Source organism: Actinotignum urinale DSM 15805 (assembly GCF_000420445.1).
In the GTDB taxonomy this organism is placed as follows: Bacteria; Actinomycetota; Actinomycetes; order Actinomycetales; family Actinomycetaceae; genus Actinotignum; species Actinotignum urinale.
The window spans coordinates 117,166-136,330 of record NZ_ATUY01000001.1; the positions used below are offsets into that span (position 1 = coordinate 117,166).

A 19,165-nucleotide genomic window follows, 5' to 3' on the forward strand; every position below is an offset into this window, starting at 1 on the left:
GGGCGGCGCTCGAATCTCTGGAATAGAATCAAAGCCCGGTATCTCACTTTTCGTTGAGATACCGGGCTTTTCTTGCTGTACACCGCGTAGGACTCGAACCTACAACCCACTGATTAAGAGTCAGTTGCTCTACCATTGAGCTAGCGGTGCTCGTTGTGTTTTGAACCGTCGTTCGCAACAAAAAAATATACTACACGCCCCTCCGCACCCGCGCAAGTCAGCAGAGGGTTTTTTCTATGTGTTCTGCCCCACTCTTTACGCCGGGAGGTTCAAGCTAATTTTAATGCTGGACCTTTATGACATGCTTATAGGGTGAACACTTCAGCTCAGTACCCCCAGCTCAATGTCGCCCTGGATCGCCTGGAAGATCGCTTCGGCCTCCAGGCTCCGGAAGATGCCTTGTATGAAGCCTTCACTTCGTGGGCGGAAAGTACAGGGCGCCCTCTCTACCCTCACCAGGACGAAGCTCTCCTCGCCGCCCTTGATCGTTCACACGTAATCGTCTCCACGCCAACGGGTTCCGGTAAGTCCATGATTGCCTTAACCGGCATTTTCACCGCCTTAGCCCACGGCGAAACCGCATACTATACCGCTCCGTTAAAGGCTCTCGTCTCAGAAAAATTCTTTGAACTTATCGCAGTTTTTGGCGCCGAAAACGTCGGTATGGTTACCGGGGATTCCTCCATTAACCCCCAGGCGCCCGTCATCTGTGCAACGGCGGAAATCGTCGCGAACATGGCACTGCGTGAAGGCAAACAAGCCGATATCGGAGTCCTTATTCACGACGAATTCCACTACTATGCAGATCCGCAACGCGGATGGGCGTGGCACGTTCCCCTCCTGGAACTTCATGACACCCAACATATTCTGCTATCCGCAACCCTGGGAAACACCGATTTTTTGGAAAAAGATTTGGTACGACGAACCGGGCGTAACGTCGTAACAATTACAGATGCAGAACGTCCCGTCCCTCTCAGTTTCCACTACAGTTACGAACAACTCAGCGAACTTATTAAAGAACTCACCACAACACACCGGGCACCCGTATATATCGTTCACTTTTCCCAGCGGGAAGCCGTAAGCCAAGCACAAGGGCTTCTCTCGATTTCCCTCACAACCCCAGAACAGAAAGAGGCTATCCGCAAAGCTATTGGAGATTTCCGATTCGGGTCGGGTTTTGGAAAAGTTCTGTCCAAACTTTTGCGCGCAGGTATTGGTGTTCACCACGCCGGATTGTTGCCACGTTATCGTCGTCTTGTTGAAAAACTTGCGCAGGCAGGATTGCTCCCCGTTATTTCAGGAACAGATACCCTTGGGGTGGGCATTAACGTTCCTATACGAACCGTTGTGATGACGGGGCTCGCCAAATTTGACGGTACACGCCAACGGCAACTCACCGCCCGCGAATTCCACCAGGTTGCGGGGCGTGCAGGGCGCGCCGGTTTCGACACTCAAGGGGACGTTATTGTCCAAGCCCCAGAATACGAAATTGAAAACGCAAGGCTCGTTGCAAAAGCTGGAGACGATCCAGTAAAACTACGTCGCATACAGAAGAAAAAACCACCGGAAAACACCGTGCTGTGGAGTGAAAAAACCTTCGAATACATTAAGAATGCTCAACCGGAAACACTCACGCCACACCTTCACATCACAAACTCCATAATGCTCAACCTTCTCCAGCGCGAGAACGGAAACATCAAAGCGATACATTCACTATGTCTCGATAACCACCTACCCGCACAGGCCTCAAACCCGCTTCTGCGCCAAGCAACAACCATCTATATGACCCTCCTACGCGCCGGCGTAATTCGCCACCATAGCATAGAATGGCAGGGGGAGCATCCCGAACGAAATTCCGTCGAATTTACTCACGATGTACCCGAAGATTTTGCTCTCAACTCACCGCTTGCGCCCTTCGCGCTAGCCGCAATCGACCTACTCGATCCGGAAAGCGAAAACTATGCACTAGACGTCATCTCCGTTATTGAAGCCGTGCAGGAAAACCCCAGGCCCATACTCATAGCACAAGAACGCAAAGCCAGAGGCGCAGCCATCGGGCGCATGAAAGCAGCCGGTATCGGATACGAAGAACGCATGGCTGAAGCCGATAAAATCACGTGGCCACAACCCCTGGGCGAAGAACTCAAAGGCGCGTTAGGCGTTTACGCGCAAACAAACCCCTGGGTAAAAGACTTCGACCTCACACCCAAATCCGTTGTCCGAGACATGATCGAAAATGCGCGAACCTTCACCGAATTCATTTCCGAATACGACGCAGAACGAAGCGAAGGAATCGTCTTGCGTTACCTTACGGACACCTATAAAGCACTACGCCAAACCGTCCCCCTCGAAGCCCGAACGCCCGAATTAGAAGAAATGATACAGTGGCTCGGGAAGCTTGTGCGAAGTGTTGATTCCTCACTGCTCGACGAATGGGAAGCCCTCAGAGACGGCATCATTACCCCGGGAGAAATCGCGAATCTCAACAGTGGCGATACCGTAGATGGATACAAGGAACTCGCATTTGGAGCCAACGAGGACGGAAGCATCACCCTCTCGCGCAACAAACACGCACTGAAACGCGCCATACGCAACGCAACGTTCCGGATTGTCGAAGCCGTCGCACATGAGGATATGCGCTACCTTGATACAATCACCCGGCCACCGGCATATCCTGGCGCACCCACCTGGGACGCAGATGCATGGATGGACACCACCGACCCCTATTTTGATGATTACGACGACATCAACACCGGAACAAACGCGCGAAGCGACACCTTCCTACGGATCATTGAACGCCCCGAAGTGGCGGATTTCGCCGAACTTGGACTGCCGGAAAACGCATGGGAAGATCTAGCAGAAAAACACCCACGCTGTTGGCTCGTACGCCAAATTTTCGATGACGGACAAGGCGACAACGCCTGGGGTTTCAGCGTTCTTGTGGATCTGGACGAAACAGACGAGGCTGGCGCTCCCGTCATGGATGTACTACACGTTGGGGAGCTGTAATGGAGGACGCATGGCATGTGGGAAAACGAGGTAGCGGACGAATCGCGGCACGTGGGAAAACAGTGGCGGAGGAACGCAACACGTTAGAGAACCGTAATGGAAGAAGCGCGATGCGTTGAAAAACCGTAAATGAAGGAAATGTGGCGCGTTGGAAACCGTGGCGGAAGAAGCGCAACACGTTGGAAAACCGAGCATACGATAAATTATCAGCCGGGAAAATAACAAACGAGAAGAACATACAGAAATATTATGAAAGGACAAGACATGACGAATTTCCCTACGGATATTCCCACCCTTGAAGAAATCCCAGGGCGAATTCATCGAGTTCGAGACGCTATTCGCGCATCTGAAGAAAAAGCAGGGCTCCCCGTCGGAGAAGTTCAGCTACAAATAGTGGTGAAATATCAGCCAATCGACAAAATCCGCGTAGCGCTCGATGCGGGAGCACGCTTCATGAGCCACAATATTATTCAGCAACTTGAAGACACAGAAACACAACTAGGAGCAACCTTCCGAAGCCCCCGAGGTTCGGAAAGCACGCAAAGCGCAGAAGGCACAGAACTTATTCACGATGCCTCCCAGTGGGACGGACGGGACTCCACCGCGCTACCCGAAGCCGGCACTCCCCCGCACTGGACGCATGTTATCGGGCACGTCCAATCCAATAAAGTCGGTAAAGCTCTCCAATTTTCCGACTGTATTGAAACCCTTGACTCGCTCAAACTAGCCCAGCGCATCAACCGCCTACAAGGAACACGCATCGAACGCGGTCTAGCAGACACGCCCTTCACCGTCTATATACAGGTCAACTCATCCGGAGCAGAAAGCCAATACGGAATTGCGCCCGAAAAAGTCGAAGAATTAGCCTTCCAGGTCGCCCAATTACCCTACCTACGCCTTGGCGGACTCATGACAATCGGCGCACACACAGACAACACCACAGAAATCGCCGCATCTTTCGCGCGAGTACGTGAACTACGTAATCAGCTCATCACCAGCATCCCCACATGCACCCAGCTCTCCATGGGAATGACACACGACCTAGACATAGCAATAGCTGAAGGATCCACCATCGTTCGCGTCGGAACAGCAATCTTCGGACCGCGCCCCCGCACGCAAAACAGGATCGCACCCCCGCACGTAAAACAGGATCGCACCCCCGCCCACAGAAATATACACATGCATCTGTCACTACAGAATTAACCAGCGTCCAACACAATGCCGGGACGCCAACCAACAACACAAAGATGACGTGCCTGGCAAAGACTTGAATCGCGAAAACTTCGGTTTCAACACTCGACACAAGCGTCGCAAGCACAAAGGTGGCGTTGCATTTCATGCAACGCCACCTTTCGCGTACAACCGTAAAAAACTACGCCAAACGATACAACCAACCGAAAGTATCCGGGCGCGTACCAAGCTGGATACCCGTCAACTCATCATAAATCGCCTTCGACGTATCATGCTTAGGCAACGTCACCTTGAAATCAGTACCCGTGAGGCTACCAATCGTCGTAACAACAGCCGCCGTTCCGCAAGCAAACATCTCCACAACCTCGCCACTCTCAATATCCGCAAGCAACTGCTTCAAATCAATCGTCGCCTCAGCAACATCTACACCATCACGGGTCAACAACTGCATAATGCACGAGCGAGTATTACCCGGAAGAATATTGCCGGTGAGCTTCGGGGTGCGAATCTTGCCATCCTCATAGACGACAAACACATTCATCCCGCCAAGCTCATCAAGATACGTGGACGTAGTAGCATCCAGGAAAAGAACCTCATCAAATCCCTTCGCGCTCGCCTCCATCTTCGGCAAAAGCGAAGAAGCATAATTACCACCCGTTTTCACGGCACCCATTCCACCATTACCGGCGCGATGGAACTCCTGCTCCACCCACACGTTAATCGGCTGGAAACCATTCTTGAAATAGGCTCCAGAAGGAGAACCCAGCAACAAATACTCGTAGCGAGTCGCAGCACGAACCCCAAGGAAACTCTCAGAAGCAAAAATGAAGGGACGCAAATAGAGGGTCTCGCCTTCCTTAGAAGGCACCCAACGAGAATCAGCAGCAATCAAATCAACAATAGACGCAAGGAAATCATCCATAGGGAACTCAGGAATCGCCAAACGATGATTGGAGAAATTCAAACGCGCCGCATTATAGCTTGGGCGGAACGTCCAAATCGAGCCATCCTCGTGACGATAAGCCTTCAAACCCTCAAAAACTTCCTGACCATAATGAAGCACCGAACCGGCAGGATCAAGACTCAGCGGACCATAAGGCTCAACCACCTTGTTATGCCAGCCCTTTTCCGCTGTCCAGGTTGCGTGAACCATATAATCGGTGAAAAAGTTACCGAAACCTGGGTTCGCCAAAATCTTCTCAACCTCGGATTCAGGCTTCACGCCCGGATGATCTTGCTTAACGAAAGTACCGGCAAGATCACTAGCTGATTTCAACGGCTCGGCGGCCAGCGCTTCAAGTTCTGCCGGGGTGGTTGGCATGCTCATAGTTATTCCTCATCATTCGTCAATATTTATGTGTAACTATACTCCCCGCGTACCTCGGGAAAATTAGTTGTTCAGAGAAACTCGTTCGTCGTACAACCATACTCCCCGCGTAGGTGGGAAAAATACTCGTTTTATTTTCAGCTGAAGCGTATTCACGTTAAAGAAGAGTTGCGATAGTATCGCCAATTTCGGAGGTACGACGAACGAGTGGCGCACCTGCCCGGGTGGCGTTCGCACGCGCAACCATATCCGCATCGATAGCGGATTCAATACGTGTAGCTTCAGACTCGAAACCAAGATGGCGTAACATCAAAGCGACCGACGCAATGGTGGCTGTGGGATCCGCTTTCTGCTGGCCCGCAATGTCCGGAGCTGATCCGTGAATTGGTTCAAACATTGACGGGAACTTGCCCTCGGGGTTGATGTTCCCCGACGCAGCTAATCCTACACCTCCCGTCACGGCTCCAGCTTCATCAGTGAGAATGTCCCCAAAAAGATTATCTGTAGCCAGGACGTCAAAACGTTCAGGGTCGGTAACAAGATAAATCGTGGCCGCATCCACATGGCAGTAATCAACCGCAACATCCGGGTATTCTGCGCCCACTTTCTCAATCATGCGACGCCACAAACCGCCGGCATTTACCAACACATTGTGCTTATGCACCCACGTGAGTTTCTTGCGAGGACGCGAATTTGCCTGCATAAAGGCATAACGCACAAGACGTTCCGTTCCAACAGCGGTGTTAACGGACACTTCCGTCGCGACTTCAAGATCCGTTCCCTTATGCATTGTTCCACCATTGCCGGAATACATCCCCTCGGTGCCCTCACGTACGACAAGGAAGTCAATATTTCCGGGGTTCGCAAGAGGCGTTGGCACACCGGGATAATATTTATTCGGGCGCAAATTCACGTAATGATCGAGGGCGAAACGCAGTTTGAGGAGAAGCCCGCGTTCCAACAGGCCGGAAGGGACGGACGGATCGCCAATCGCGCCTAACAAAATTGCGTCGTGGCGCTTAATGGCTTCAAGTTCTTCATCCGGGAGAATATCGCCCGTGCGATGATAACGAGCCGCACCAAGATCATATTGGGTTGTTGTCAGCTCCACGCCCGCCTGTTCCAACACGATTTTTAAGGACTTCAGCGCCTCTGGAACAATTTCGGGACCAATCCCATCCCCGGGAATAACTGCAAGATTAAGTGATGTACGCATGGGCTTATTCTAGTCAACTTTGAGGTTTGCACGCCCAGGTTATTACGCTGTGAACGACGGGTGGGTCCTGCGCATACATATTGACCAAAAACTAAGTGCGCATGGCATGACGAACTGAACAAATCTAGATTTTCATTAATACGAAGAGTCGGTCACCATTCAAGAATGTGGAGTGAAAGAACAAAACTGCGCAACACAAAACACAACAAAAAGAACCGCGCCGATGCGCGTACGCAACATTGCCCTGGGCACATTTCTCGATTTGGCAAGCTGAAGCACGTAGAATATAGGGGATTTTCTTCCGGAAAGGCTAATTTTATGCTTAAGGGTTCATCCATCGTCGTCGTTCATGGCGCCCGTATTCCAACGGGTTCTTTTGGTGGGTACTACACCCACATCCCAAACCACGAACTCGGGGCGGTGGCGGCACGTGAAGCGGCCCTGCGCGCAGGTATCGAAATGACCGACGTGGATGAATTCATTGTTGGTTGCGTGGGTCAAACTGCAGGAGATGCTTACATTTCCAGGCGAATCGCGCTGGGTGCCGGCGGGCGGATTTCTTCAACCGCGATGAATGTGAACCGTGTGTGCGGTAGTGGCTTGCAGGCAATTATTACGGGCGCTCAGCAATTAACGTGTGGGCAGCACCGCGTGGTGATGGTTGGCGGGAGCGAGAACATGAGTCGCCAACCCTACATGGATTTTGGGCGACGTTTTGGGGCGCGCATGGGTGGTGGCGAGCTGGTAGATGGCACGCTATCAATGATTTCCGACCCCTTTAATGGCGAGCCGATGGGGATTACCGCCGAGCGTGTGGCGGAAAAATTTGGGGTAAGCCGTAACGATCAAGACGTTTTTGCCGCGGAAAGCCAACATCGTGCGCAGGCAGCTATTGGGCGTGGTGATTTCGATAAAGAACGCGTCGCCTTCACGTTACCGTCCAGAAAATGGATGCAGGAACGCACCATTATCGACGACGAATATCCGCGCTCAAATGTCACCGTCGAAAAACTCGCGGCCCTTCGCCCCGCATTCCAGGAAGATGGAACCGTAACAGCCGGTAATTCTTCCGGGATTAACGACGGAGCCGCAATGCTGGTGCTCATGCGCCGAGAAGATGCTGAGGCGGCAGGCTTGACTCCCCTGGCGGAACTTGTTGGGAGCGCAACTGTTGGTGTGGAGCCGGAGCTCATGGGGTATGCGCCAAAGTTTGCAATAGAAAAAGTTTTGGCAGATAGCGGATTGAGCCTAAACGACATTGGATGGATAGAACTAAATGAGGCTTTTGCGGCCCAAGCAGTTGCTGTTATCCGGGATGCCGGGCTGAATCCTGACATTGTTAATCCTTTCGGTGGAGCAATTGCGTTAGGGCATCCGGTTGGTGCGAGCGGGGCAATTATTAGTTTGCGTGCAATTCTTAATCAGCGCGAACGCGGTATTGAACATTCGCTTATTACGCTCTGCATCGGTGGCGGGCAGGGCATTGCGGCTATTTTCCGCGCCCTGTAAAACGCTTAAGGCTTGTTCTTGCGCTCTGAATAGGCATTGATTTACGAGGGCGTTAACGTAATGCGTGCAGGATTGAATGTGGGGGCATGTCCGGTGGACATGCCCCCACATTCACGGCTCGTGACAATGCAAGCGCCTCAGCTCTCGAAAACTTTGGGCAGACATGCCCACCCGCCACGTGCTCGCTACTATTTCACGCTACATAATTACTTGCAGCATCCCTCTGCTTTTTCGATGAGCTTGCAGAAACGTGTGACGTAATCTTGAACGAAGTCCTGGGTGCGTTCAGTGTTGAATGCGCCTTCCTCATCAAGAAGTGTTGGAGATTGGCCGAGGAAAATCTCAGGCTGCCCTGGAATTGTGACATCGAAATAGCTGAGCGCCAATTTCAGGTTTTTCTGTGAAGAATAGCCACCCATGCGTCCAACAGAATGGCTGACAATGCCAACGACCTTGTTCTTCCAGGCAACATCTGAATTTGGCTTAGATCCAATATCGATAGCATTCTTCAAGCAGGCAGGAATCGTGCGGTTATTTTCGGGTGTCACGAAGAATACACCGTCAGAAGCCTTAATGGTTTCACGGAATTCCGTGTATTCCTTCGGGGTTGCCTTATCGACAGCCGGATCATCGTAATCGAAATCGTACAGAGGCAAATCGCGAATCTCCACAATTGTGGCTTCATAGCCTTCTGGGAACATCTTTAGAATGTTCTGAGCGATTTTGCGGGCAATAGAACCGCCGCGCAAACTACCAACTAGAACGGAAATCTTGCGGGTCATAAAAACTCCTTATTCTCTGGAACGTTTCAATTGTAAACCCGCTCACAGTGCATTGAAAGGCGCACCTTGGAAAAGGTGCGCCTTTCAATGCACTGGACAGCTTAATGCCCGCCTAAGTTATGTTCACATTCGCCTTAGCACTCAGCTCGGGCCAGATGCCCAAAGTCGTCAGGGAAAAATGTTCAGTTTTTGAAGGCGTGGACTGGCGCTGGAATATGCCCTCCGCGCGAGGCAAAGACTTCACTCGAATACGGGCTAACCGGCATAATGGGTGCCTTACCTAGCAAACCACCGAAATCGACGCTATCGCCTTCTTTCAAACCGATTGCCGGAATGACGCGCACCGCCGTCGTCTTGGAATTCATCATTCCAATAGCAGCCTCATCGGCAATCATGCCGGCAAGAGTCGTAGCCGGAGTATCTCCCGGAACAGCAACCATGTCGAGTCCAACCGAACAAATTGCCGTCATCGCCTCAAGTTTCGCCAAACTAATTGCGCCCATCTCGGCAGCTTCAATCATTCCCTCATCTTCGGATACCGGAATGAAGGAGCCGGACAGCCCGCCCACCTGAGAGCACGCCATCAGCCCGCCCTTTTTCACGGCATCATTCAGGAGCGCCAAAGCTGCCGTCGTGCCATGAGCACCTACTCGCTCCAGCCCCATCGCTTCAAGAGCGCGGGCAACAGAATCGCCAACCGCAGGCGTGGGCGCCAAGGATAGGTCAACCACTCCGAAGGGAACACCAAGGCGTGTGGCCGCCAACTGCCCCACTAGTTCGCCCATGCGCGTCACTTTAAACGCAGCTTTTTTAATGGCTTCCGCAACCTCGTTAAAGGGCTCACCCTCGGTTTTCTTAATGGTTCGTGTAATAACCCCTGGGCCGGACACACCAACAGAAACAACCACATCGGGCATTTCAACACCGTGGAACGCGCCCGCCATAAAGGGATTATCGCCCACAGCATTCGCGAAAACGACAAGCCTTCCGGCATTCATGCCGTGTTTCTCTGATTTTTCAGCGGTTTCACGGATAATTTCACCCATGCGTGAAACAGCGCTCATATTCATGCCGTTACGCGAAGAGGCAATGTTAACGGAAGAACACAGGAACTGCGTTTCTGCTAAAGCTGAAGGGATAGAGTTAATGAGCGCAATATCCCCGCTGGCAGCTCCCTTATCCACAAGCGCACTGAAACCTCCCAGGAAATCAATGCCGAGTTCCCGGGCAACACCGTCGAGCATAACCGCCCATTCGGTGAGGTCCGTTTCTCGCGCACCTGCAGCTACGAGCGCTATAGGCGTTACGGAAACTCGCTTGTTAATAATGGGAATACCCAGCTCATTTTCAATACCTTCACACGTTTCGACGAGACGCCCCGCATGATGCACGATTTTTTCGCGAACGCGACGGCGCGCAATTTCTCCGTCACTATCCGCGCAGTCAAGAAGAGAAATACCCATCGTGACGGTACGGATATCGAGAAGGTCTTCATTAATCATGGAAATGGTTTCCATGATGTTTTGAGCGGTTGAATCCATAGAGGACGTGTTTATTGAGGCGAAAGGAGTCGGCATAACACCCACCTAAATTCGGTGCATGGCATGGAAGATGGCTGCTGACTGGACGCGAATATCCAGAGCTTCCTTTTCTCCCAGTTCCGCCATAGCATCCTTGAATGTGGCAAAGTTTGTTTCTTCACGCAAAGATAGGTGAAGAATCATGGTGAAATATTCACCCATCAACGTTTGAGAAATATTTGTAATATTGGCGTGTTCGCGTGCAAGAGACGCGGACACTGCTGCCACGATTCCTGTTCGATCCAGGCCGGTTACCGTCATAATTGCTTCCATGCGCCTATCTTCCCAGGTTGATGGCGTTTGGGCTAGTTTTTTTGAGCGTCATGGCCTGTTGTGTGGTAAATATCGCGCTAACTACTTCTTCAACTCTTCCATCACTGGCGCGAAGCTGCTGTCGCTAATATTGCTGTAGGCGTTGCCATCAATCATGACTGCAGGAATGTACTTGAATCCATCCGCAAGGAACTGTTCACGTGTTTGCATCAGAAGTTTCTTGTAAACATCATTTTGAATCATTGTTTGCATGTTTGCAAATTTATCTGGGGCAATGCCGGCTTTATCCGCCGCTGTTTTAATAACGGCTACATCGGGTTCCGTGCGCTTTTCGGCGGTAACTTTTGGTGCCGATTCGCCATACAATGCGTGCTGGAATGCGACGAATTTATCGGGTTCGTGAGCCGCCACCCAGTAGAGCGCTTGAAGGGATTGGGTGGAGAACTTAATATCCTGGAAACGATAGTTCGGGTGGTAAACAAGCGTAATTTTTCCGGCTTTGGCTAAATCTTCAAGTTCTTTACCGTATTGTGTCTCGAACTTGATGCAGAAGGGGCAGTAGGGATCAGAGAATACGCGAACAACTTTCGCACCCTCGTTCTTCGTGCCAGCACGCAAGTCCTTACCCAGGGAAATACCTCCAAATTCATCTACGTTGGCAGGCATTGGTTCCGTAATTTTATCTTTCGCTAAGGTGCGAGGTGTCACAACTGCTTTTTCTGGCTTCGCGCTAGCAGATGCACTGCTTGAGGTAGAAGGTGATGTTGATTTTGCGTCCGGCACGGTTGAGGTGCAGGCAGTAAATAACGTGGCAGTAGCCAGTGAAGCAATGATGAGGCGCTTACGCATAATGGAACCTTCCAGTAGATGTACATTCGCATACTATCATTGAGTATTTTATATTTGCTCATGGCGTTTATTAACTCCCGCGTGTCGCTTTGTTGAGCTTGCCACACATATCCAATCAAGTAGCTTTTAGCATTACCGATTCCTCCCCTTTTACCTGCACGAGAATAACGACGAAATTATCTTCACGCCTTCACAATCGCCAGCTCCTCCCAATGCGTTGTGGCACGATTCGATAGCATCTCGCGCTTCATTTGCCACCTGGGAGGTTGTTTCATACCGCCCAATCCCAAACCAACAGAGCCTTCTCCCACATGGTGATTAACGTCGTCGATAATTTTTCCAAGACGTTGGCTTGCCTGGGTGGCTTGAAACGGGTCAAGGACGGGAACACTCCCGCGTGGCCGAATATCGTAAAGGGCAACTCCCGCGCGAACAAGTGGAATGCCGGGCTTGTATCGCGGAAAAAGGAGTGAGCGGGCCGCCCGATACACTTCGACGGGACTATCCGTGCGTACGCTTAAATCGCATCCTGCCTGGATTCTCACAAAAGGTTCCTTATACCAGGCACTTGAGGCAAAAGCCCACACGCTTCCCGCATCTAAGCCTTGACGACGAAGCCGCGTGGTCACCTTTTGCGAATATATGCTTAATACCTGTTCAAGTTCACGCATTGTTTGTATCGGCGAGGAAAAAGAACGTGAAAACATGACTTGCCCCTGACGGGTGGCATCCCTATCGTCGATCTCAATACACGGGTATCCCCGAAGCTCTAAAATCATTCGAGCCATGTTGACGTTAAATTTTTTCCGCATTATCTCGGGAGGAAGATCGCGTAACTGGCGGGCGTTATCAATTCCCAGGGTGCGTAAGCGTGCACCCCATTTCCTCCCCACTCCCCATAGGTCACCTACGGGAACATTACTAAGAATCGTGTCCATCTGGGCGCGCGAACGCCCATCAAAACTTGCAACTCCTTCCAAAAATGGAATATTTTTCGCACTTTTACTTGCAATTTTTGCCAGCGTTTTTGTGGGCGCAATCCCTATGCTGACGGGAATCCCAATCGTTTGAGCAATGGTTTCCCGAATCTTACGCGCAACACTAATAATGGAATGAGGTGTGCCGGACAGCGTACAGAAGGCTTCGTCAATGGAATACACGTCGACCCGTGCACAAAATTCACGCAACGTGTCCATAATCCGTCCAGAAATTGATCCGTACAGTTCATAGTTAGAACTTTTTGCGACGATACCCTTCGCCTCAGCAAGCTCCTTTATCTCAAACCACGGCGTTCCCATAGCGACACCCAGCCGTTTAGCCTCCCGGGAGCGCGCGATAACGCATCCGTCGTTATTTGATAGGACGACGATGGGGCGCCCGCGTAATTCCGGGTGAAAAATACGCTCGCAGGCTGCGAAACACGAATCCACGTCGATAAGGAGCGTTCTCCTAACCGTCGCTGATATGGAAACTAGCTCCGCCATTCCCACCTCTTCGCTTCAACTTTTACGAAAAAACTACTTCATGCACATACTTCTAACGATGCACCCTGCGCAAACATGTGGTGACAACTCCCCATATATCAAGTTCGTGCGGATAGATAACGGGGTATGAGGGATTCTCTGGGTGAAGTTCTGGCCCCGCCTGCGTAACCCGGAGCCGTTTTATTGTCAATTCTTGATCAGCAACAGCAATAACAACATCGCCATCTTTAGGAGTTAACGACCGATCAACAAGGACTTCATCACCATCCCAAATTCCTGCACCCATCATAGAATCTCCGGCAATACGAACAACATACGTTGCCGGACGATTGTGAATAAGATGCTGGTTGAGATCAATATCGCCATCAAAATAATCTTGGGCAGGCGAAGGGAAACCCGCTGGAACACAATCGCACGCCGTGGGAAGCAAGAGCGGTGGCGTAAGTAAAGCGACGCTTTGAACACCAACAACTTTATCGAACACATGTTCGATTATCTCACGTCCTCGCCCCTCGTGCAAATGTATATCTACAGCACCTCAAGACCGCGCACGCTCCGCCCCCGCCCAACATTCCGCCCAGGGGCAAAAAATCATACCGAAACCATCCAGCCCGCAAACCCATCATCCCAAGAATCAGGGCTCATCAATAAAGTAACGGGAGACGCGACAGGCGTTCCGCAGAACATATAAAACGTGTTATTTTTTCCGAGAGACTCTCCGCAGTTCATGCACATCATGATTATTACTCTATTTTAAACGCTCTTCACATTGAAGCGTGCAGGTCGTGAAACTCCACGCCATACCACAGCTTTCATCCCAATCACCCAAGCTTGGCGACACTAAGCCACACCACATCTTCCACCTCATACATAAATAGAAGCAAACACGGGGACTCACTATACGCGTGCATTTTCGGGAAATTTCCACAAATCCCGCTAAAATGTATCCATGCAGAAAAATGCAGGTGGCCCCATAAAAGTACGAAGAAAACGCGAAACCATTCTTAACCGCACAGGTTATCTCGGTTCATTTGCGCTCATTATTCTTCTTGCCATCGGCGCAATAACCAGCATTTTTTCCAGCAGAACCTACCCTTCATTTGCTGGCGCTCGCCCGATTTCTACGAACACTCACCCTAAAGTTGTCGTCCTCACGTCGGGAATTGAATGGGCAGACCTGTACTACCCCAATATTGGCGACCGAGCCCCTCACGGAAACCCCGAAGCCACCCATAGCCACCCTTCCGGAATGCGCTCCTCGTCGTCCATTACCTCGGAACGCTACGAACGACTCCTGTCCAACGCGGATAAACTTCTTCACCCTTACCAACCTGCCACCGACGACGCCGTTAACAAACTCACCACACAACTCAAATCCGCCTCACTTTTCGCCTATACAACAAATACGAAACGTAGTTTCTCCTGCCCCACAGACCAGTGGCTCACCATTAACACCGGCGGACGTGTGTACGACGAAAACTTCACCAACGCGATTGCCGAACAAAAAATAGCGGAACAAAAGGCGCAACAAAAAGCGGCGGAAGAGCAGGCGCGTGTCGACACGGCGAAGGCACTTGGACACCCGGTTGAAGAACCCGCACCAGCGCAAACGCCTGCAGAAGAAGTCCCCCATCCGCTCACAACCCTGCGATGCCAACCCGTCCGACTACCAGCACCCGGAGAAACGCTTCCAGACCTGGAACGATTGCGCACCCTTGTTTCTTCAAGCGCGAAAACCCTACGATTCGGGCTTGTTGGAGACGCTTTGGCTGGCAAAAAAATTGCTGCGGTCGGAAATGATACGGCACTTGCCACCGTCACATCCGACGGAAAAATTAACGCCACCGTTGTAAATATTCAACCAACGGACGTGGACTACAACAATGTTCTGCCACGCATTATTCACAACCACGACCTAACATTTATTGACGCGCGAACATCCCACTTTTTCACCTCACCAAGTTCAGCGCCACGTGATGCCCTCGATAATCTCAACACCACACTCGCAGCCATTCCTGCCGACGCGCAAGTTCTTGTGTATTCAACCGCGCCCAGCGTGAATTATGCGTCCCTTCAAATGGGCTTTATGTACGGGCCAGGAATTTCGGGCGGTTTCGCCTACTCCCCCTCTACACGCCATGCGGGGCTTGCTCAACCGGGCGATATTACGGCAACCATTCTTTCCTGGGCGGGAGTGCAGGTTGACAAACTCAATCTTCCGGGAAGCGTTTTGCAAACTGTTCCAGAAAACTCCTCGACGTTTACTGACCACATCCAACAGCTCACCGATATTTCCACTCGCGCAATAGCGACCGCGCAAAAACTAGGAGCCTCACTTATCCAATACACAGATGTTGCGTTAGTAGCAATTATTGTGTTGGCGGTAATTTTTGCAGTAAATCAGGGACTGCGACGCGGTTGGGCATGGATAGGTGCCTACCTATCCCTGTGGTGCGCTTCCATTCCGGCTGCTTTGCTTGGCATTTCCGCTTTCCCCTGGTGGAATAATGTGGCGCCCATGCGAGTATCCGTGGCGGCAACCGTTGCGTTGTCGTTCCTACTGGCCTTCGCTGCGCGCTTTGGCCCGTGGAAACACCACCCATCTGGCCCCATGCTCTGCGTAGGAATGTTCACCACCGCCTATTTCTTGCTCGACATTGTGCACGGTTCGACGATTCTTTTGGATTCCCCAGTTGGTTACGCCTCAATTTATGGCGCCCGCTTCTTCGGCATGGGAAATGAAGCCTACGCACTATGCACAACCTGGGTTCTGCTCATGTGCGCATTCCTTCCTCCCCTGGTAATAAATGGACGCTGGGGTACCTTCTTGAAAAAACGCGAAAAACTGTGGACGAACCTTATTATCTGCAGTATTTCCGTCGTTTTTATCGCCATTAATGGAGCTCCACAGTGGGGTGCCGATTTCGGTGGCCCAATTTCCTTCCTTCCGGGGCTCATTGTCCTGCTCTTGCTGGTCAACAACATACAAATAAACGTGAAACGGCTCCTTCTCATTGGCGGGGCTGGCGCGCTCGCCTCGGCCGGATTAGCCGTTCTTGACTGGCTACGCGGACCAGAAAACCAAACACATCTCGGCAAATTTGTGCAGTCTGTTGTCGACGGAGACATGTGGCCCATGATTGCAGAAAAAATTCGTTACAACATTTCCTCATGGGGAAATATGAGCTACACCATTCCCTTTATTGTCACCATAATTTTCATTATCCTCGTCGTTGTTCCACGCATTGGTGGACCTCAAATCCTCGGCAATAAAATTGGAACGCTACTTTCCGGGCCGACACCACGCACTCATTCCGTGCCACCCATTTTTACCTGCGCACTTATTGCCGTAGCCGTGACGCTCTTCTTCGGCTATCTTCTTAACGATTCAGGAGTTATTATTCCCAGCTTAGGTTTCATTACCTTGACTTTCGCCTACGCATCCATGTTGTTACTCTGCGATAGCCGTCGAACTACAAAAAGGGAAAGCTGTAACGCAAAACCGTAAAACGCAGAGCACAGCGAAAAGCACAAAATGTAAAAAATAAAAGCAAAGCAAAAAGCACAACGCAAAGCACAAAAGCGCAAAGAACTTCCCCGGCTAGCTATTTTTAAGACGTCCTGGTCGCGCCACTATAGCCATCACATACCTTGATTCCCGGCTAGCTATTTTTTAAGGACGCCCTCACCTGCATTTTTGCACGAAGACGCAACCCTCCACGCACAGCCCACCGCAATGGAGCCTGCCACGGACGCGAATACACATCGTCAATATAACGAGCCGCAGATTCGTGGTGTGCGCGAATCATTGCTTCAGGACGCGATTTCCACGAAGCCCCGTGATCGTGAATAATAATGGACGACGGCACAAAAACAGACATCCAGCCGGCATTATGGAAATCCTGTCCAAGAGCAACATCTTCAAAAAACATGAAGTAGCGCGGGTCAAAACAACCCACATCCTCAAAAGCTTTTCGTCGTACAAGTAAACACGCACCGGACAACCAATCAACCTGGTGAGCATACCTCACATCATTGTGTTGGTAACGACGAGAGAAGGGGTTACCGGGCCATAAACGCGTAAGCACGGCATGCCCGCCACCACTAATAATCCGTGGAAAATGGCGCGCCGAAGGATATACGTCCCCGTTGCTCAACGTCGTTAACGGACCAAAAGCGGCACCTTTCGGCCAGTTGCTAGTTTCTTTAAGAAGTTCATCCAAGGCGTGTTCAGTTAACACAACATCGGGGTTGATAACAAAAAACCATTCGCCAGTAAAATCTTCTACTCCGAGATTCACGGCTTTCCCGTAACCCAGATTGCCGGGGGCGTTAATCAACGTAGCGTCATGTTTTTCCGCAAGTTTCGAGACGAGTGAGGAATCTTCACCATTATTGACAATGACAATTTCATACGGCTCGTGAAGAGCTTGAGGAATGGATGAAAGGAAAATATCCATTTCTTCGCCCGGATTATAGGCCACTGTCACAACACGCAAAGTCATAAAACCAGGCTACCGGGAAAAATGATGTATGCCTAAAAACGTGACAGGCAACCTATAGACATTCCTTACACAACGCGCCGATTTATTGAAGTTAAACATCAAACCCGTATGATAGGTACGTGAAGGAAAATCAGCAACTTGCCACTCATATGGTGCAAACACGGCGCCCACTATATGCTATGCGTATTGTCCTCCTTGTTCTTCTCGCTATTGTGTTGACAGCGGGTTCAACATTTGGCTTCGGGTGGATGCGCTATCAGGGGAATATTAAGCGTTCCGATGTTTCTAATCTTGTTCCAAGCGCTGCAGCCACGCCCGTTGATTCTTTAGCCGGGCAGGCATTGAATATTCTTGTTTTGGGCTCGGATACTCGTGCGGGAGCTTCAAATATTGACGGCGTGGGCGAAGAAGGCGGTATGCGCGCTGATACCACCATGATTGTTCACATTAGCGCCGACCGTCAACGTGTTGAAGTGGTGTCAATTCCACGCGATACCCTCGTCGATATTCCACCCTGTACCGTCCGGACCAGCCCGAACGGGCAGGAAACTAGAACAATGCGTAAACAATATAACGCCATGTTCAATTCCGCTTTCTCCCTTGGCGGTACGTACGGGGATATTCCGTCCGCAGCGGCTTGCTCAATGAACACTCTTCACGAACTTACCGGGCTCACATTCCACGGCTACGTTGTTGTTGATTTCGCATCATTTGTTTCGACGGTTGATGCACTAGGCGGAATTCCGATATATATCCAAGAGCGTATGAAAGATAAGTACGCCGGACTTGATCTTGAACCCGGATGTCGCCTTCTTCATGGACAGTCAGCACTCGCTTTTGCACGTGCACGTAAACAGCTGGGAGACGGTTCAGATGTTAGCCGTATTACCCGCCAACATAAACTTGTCAGCGCTGTTTTCAACGAAGCACTCAAAACCAATATGCTCACTAATATTCCTACTTTGATGCGCTTCTTGGATGCCGCAACCCAGTCGTTGCAAACAAGTAAAGAAATAGGCAATATTTCCAACATTGTTGGTCTGGCAAACTCTTTAAGCCATCTGAATATTAATTCAGTGAAATTCTGGACCATGCCGTACGATCCTGCAGATAACCGTGTTACTCCCAATAAAACAGCCAAGTACATGTGGGAAGCACTGATCAAAGATCTTCCTATTAATGCCGAAAAACACGGAGGAAACGGCAATGTTCGCGCAATGCCTCCTGTTGAAGCACAACAGGCGCCCTCTGCCGCTCCTTCCCAAGGAGCACAACCGCAACCGGCACAACCCGAACAAGGAAACGCTCCTTCGGGCGCTACACAAGCACATCCAGCTCCGCAAAATTCTGCGTCCTCTTCCGAAACTCCACAACCCACACAAACGGAGACACTTTCCCCAGAAGAACTTAATTGCACCCGAGCGAATGCGAAGTAGCATC

At 50.9% G+C, this 19,165-nt stretch carries 14 protein-coding genes and 1 tRNA gene; 5 read left to right on the forward strand and 10 right to left on the reverse strand.

Annotation, left to right across the window (positions count from 1 at the left end; translation table 11 throughout):
• Nucleotides 1–78 precede the first annotated feature (78 nt).
• A tRNA-Lys gene (locus G445_RS0100545) sits at nt 79–150 on the reverse strand.
• A 162-nt stretch (nt 151–312) separates the two neighbouring features.
• Between G445_RS0100545 and G445_RS0100550 the strand changes: the two genes are divergently transcribed.
• Together G445_RS0100550 and G445_RS08880 are read left to right on the forward strand one after the other, a co-directional pair.
• Nucleotides 313–3,009: a DEAD/DEAH box helicase gene (locus G445_RS0100550; RefSeq protein WP_022865628.1), complete on the forward strand. Its 2,697-nt coding sequence runs from the start codon at nt 313–315 to the stop codon at nt 3,007–3,009.
• A 249-nt stretch (nt 3,010–3,258) separates the two neighbouring features.
• The gene (locus G445_RS08880; RefSeq protein ID WP_306718246.1) at nt 3,259–4,212 is read left to right on the forward strand and encodes a YggS family pyridoxal phosphate-dependent enzyme; all 954 of its coding nucleotides are present in this window, start codon (nt 3,259–3,261) and stop codon (nt 4,210–4,212) included.
• Nucleotides 4,213–4,381: 169 nt separating this feature from the next.
• On the opposite strand, the gene G445_RS0100570 is transcribed toward G445_RS08880, so the two are convergent.
• Together G445_RS0100570 and G445_RS0100575 are read right to left on the reverse strand one after the other, a co-directional pair.
• On the reverse strand, nt 4,382–5,527 hold the full coding sequence (locus G445_RS0100570; RefSeq protein WP_022865632.1) for a branched-chain amino acid aminotransferase: 1,146 nt from the start codon (nt 5,525–5,527) through the stop codon (nt 4,382–4,384).
• A gap of 157 nt (nt 5,528–5,684) precedes the next feature.
• Nucleotides 5,685–6,743 carry a 3-isopropylmalate dehydrogenase gene (locus G445_RS0100575; protein ID WP_022865633.1) on the reverse strand — a complete coding sequence of 353 codons (1,059 nt, stop codon included), beginning with the start codon at nt 6,741–6,743 and terminating at the stop codon, nt 5,685–5,687.
• A gap of 318 nt (nt 6,744–7,061) precedes the next feature.
• Between G445_RS0100575 and G445_RS0100580 the strand changes: the two genes are divergently transcribed.
• A complete protein-coding gene (locus tag G445_RS0100580) occupies nt 7,062–8,252 on the forward strand; it encodes a thiolase family protein (RefSeq protein ID WP_026420814.1) in 1,191 nt (396 codons plus the stop codon).
• 206 nt (nt 8,253–8,458) lie between these two features.
• Here the strand turns inward: G445_RS0100580 and G445_RS0100585 are convergent, their stop codons facing one another.
• The 6 genes from G445_RS0100585 to G445_RS0100610 form a co-directional block, all read right to left on the reverse strand.
• Entirely contained in the window at nt 8,459–9,034 is a 576-nt protein-coding gene (locus tag G445_RS0100585; protein WP_022865635.1) for an NADPH-dependent FMN reductase, read from the reverse strand.
• Nucleotides 9,035–9,216: 182 nt separating this feature from the next.
• Complete coding sequence (locus G445_RS0100590; RefSeq protein ID WP_022865636.1) at nt 9,217–10,611, reverse strand: PFL family protein; 1,395 nt, start codon at nt 10,609–10,611, stop codon at nt 9,217–9,219.
• A gap of 9 nt (nt 10,612–10,620) precedes the next feature.
• Nucleotides 10,621–10,887, reverse strand: a complete 267-nt coding sequence (locus G445_RS0100595; RefSeq protein ID WP_022865637.1) for an ACT domain-containing protein — start codon at nt 10,885–10,887, stop codon at nt 10,621–10,623.
• An 81-nt stretch (nt 10,888–10,968) separates the two neighbouring features.
• Nucleotides 10,969–11,736, reverse strand: coding sequence for a DsbA family protein (locus G445_RS0100600; protein ID WP_022865638.1), 768 nt, complete (start codon nt 11,734–11,736; stop codon nt 10,969–10,971).
• A gap of 182 nt (nt 11,737–11,918) precedes the next feature.
• Nucleotides 11,919–13,220: a Y-family DNA polymerase gene (locus G445_RS0100605; RefSeq protein ID WP_022865639.1), complete on the reverse strand. Its 1,302-nt coding sequence runs from the start codon at nt 13,218–13,220 to the stop codon at nt 11,919–11,921.
• Nucleotides 13,221–13,272: 52 nt separating this feature from the next.
• Nucleotides 13,273–13,704: a LexA family protein gene (locus tag G445_RS0100610; RefSeq protein WP_022865640.1), complete on the reverse strand. Its 432-nt coding sequence runs from the start codon at nt 13,702–13,704 to the stop codon at nt 13,273–13,275.
• A 465-nt stretch (nt 13,705–14,169) separates the two neighbouring features.
• Here G445_RS0100610 and G445_RS0100615 point away from each other — a divergent pair, with 465 nt between their 5' ends.
• Complete coding sequence (locus G445_RS0100615; protein ID WP_022865641.1) at nt 14,170–16,728, forward strand: hypothetical protein; 2,559 nt, start codon at nt 14,170–14,172, stop codon at nt 16,726–16,728.
• 154 nt (nt 16,729–16,882) lie between these two features.
• Here G445_RS0100615 and G445_RS0100620 read toward each other — a convergent pair whose 3' ends face one another.
• Entirely contained in the window at nt 16,883–17,725 is an 843-nt protein-coding gene (locus tag G445_RS0100620) for a glycosyltransferase family 2 protein (RefSeq protein WP_022865642.1), read from the reverse strand.
• Between the two features lie 119 nt (nt 17,726–17,844).
• Between G445_RS0100620 and G445_RS08885 the strand changes: the two genes are divergently transcribed.
• Entirely contained in the window at nt 17,845–19,161 is a 1,317-nt protein-coding gene (locus G445_RS08885) for an LCP family protein (protein WP_022865643.1), read from the forward strand.
• Nucleotides 19,162–19,165: the final 4 nt, after the last annotated feature.

Excerpts from the sequence above, each read along its gene's own strand:
- G445_RS08880 (WP_306718246.1), top strand. The coding sequence starts at position 3,259 with ATGAAAGGACAAGACATGACGAATTTCCCTACGGATATTCCCACCCTT.
- G445_RS0100570 (WP_022865632.1), bottom strand. The coding sequence starts at position 5,527 with ATGAGCATGCCAACCACCCCGGCAGAACTTGAAGCGCTGGCCGCCGAG.
- G445_RS0100575 (WP_022865633.1), bottom strand. The coding sequence starts at position 6,743 with ATGCGTACATCACTTAATCTTGCAGTTATTCCCGGGGATGGGATTGGT.
- G445_RS0100580 (WP_026420814.1), top strand. The coding sequence starts at position 7,062 with ATGCTTAAGGGTTCATCCATCGTCGTCGTTCATGGCGCCCGTATTCCA.
- G445_RS0100585 (WP_022865635.1), bottom strand. The coding sequence starts at position 9,034 with ATGACCCGCAAGATTTCCGTTCTAGTTGGTAGTTTGCGCGGCGGTTCT.
- G445_RS0100590 (WP_022865636.1), bottom strand. The coding sequence starts at position 10,611 with ATGCCGACTCCTTTCGCCTCAATAAACACGTCCTCTATGGATTCAACC.
- G445_RS0100595 (WP_022865637.1), bottom strand. The coding sequence starts at position 10,887 with ATGGAAGCAATTATGACGGTAACCGGCCTGGATCGAACAGGAATCGTG.
- G445_RS0100600 (WP_022865638.1), bottom strand. The coding sequence starts at position 11,736 with ATGCGTAAGCGCCTCATCATTGCTTCACTGGCTACTGCCACGTTATTT.
- G445_RS0100605 (WP_022865639.1), bottom strand. The coding sequence starts at position 13,220 with ATGGCGGAGCTAGTTTCCATATCAGCGACGGTTAGGAGAACGCTCCTT.
- G445_RS0100615 (WP_022865641.1), top strand. The coding sequence starts at position 14,170 with ATGCAGAAAAATGCAGGTGGCCCCATAAAAGTACGAAGAAAACGCGAA.
- G445_RS0100620 (WP_022865642.1), bottom strand. The coding sequence starts at position 17,725 with ATGACTTTGCGTGTTGTGACAGTGGCCTATAATCCGGGCGAAGAAATG.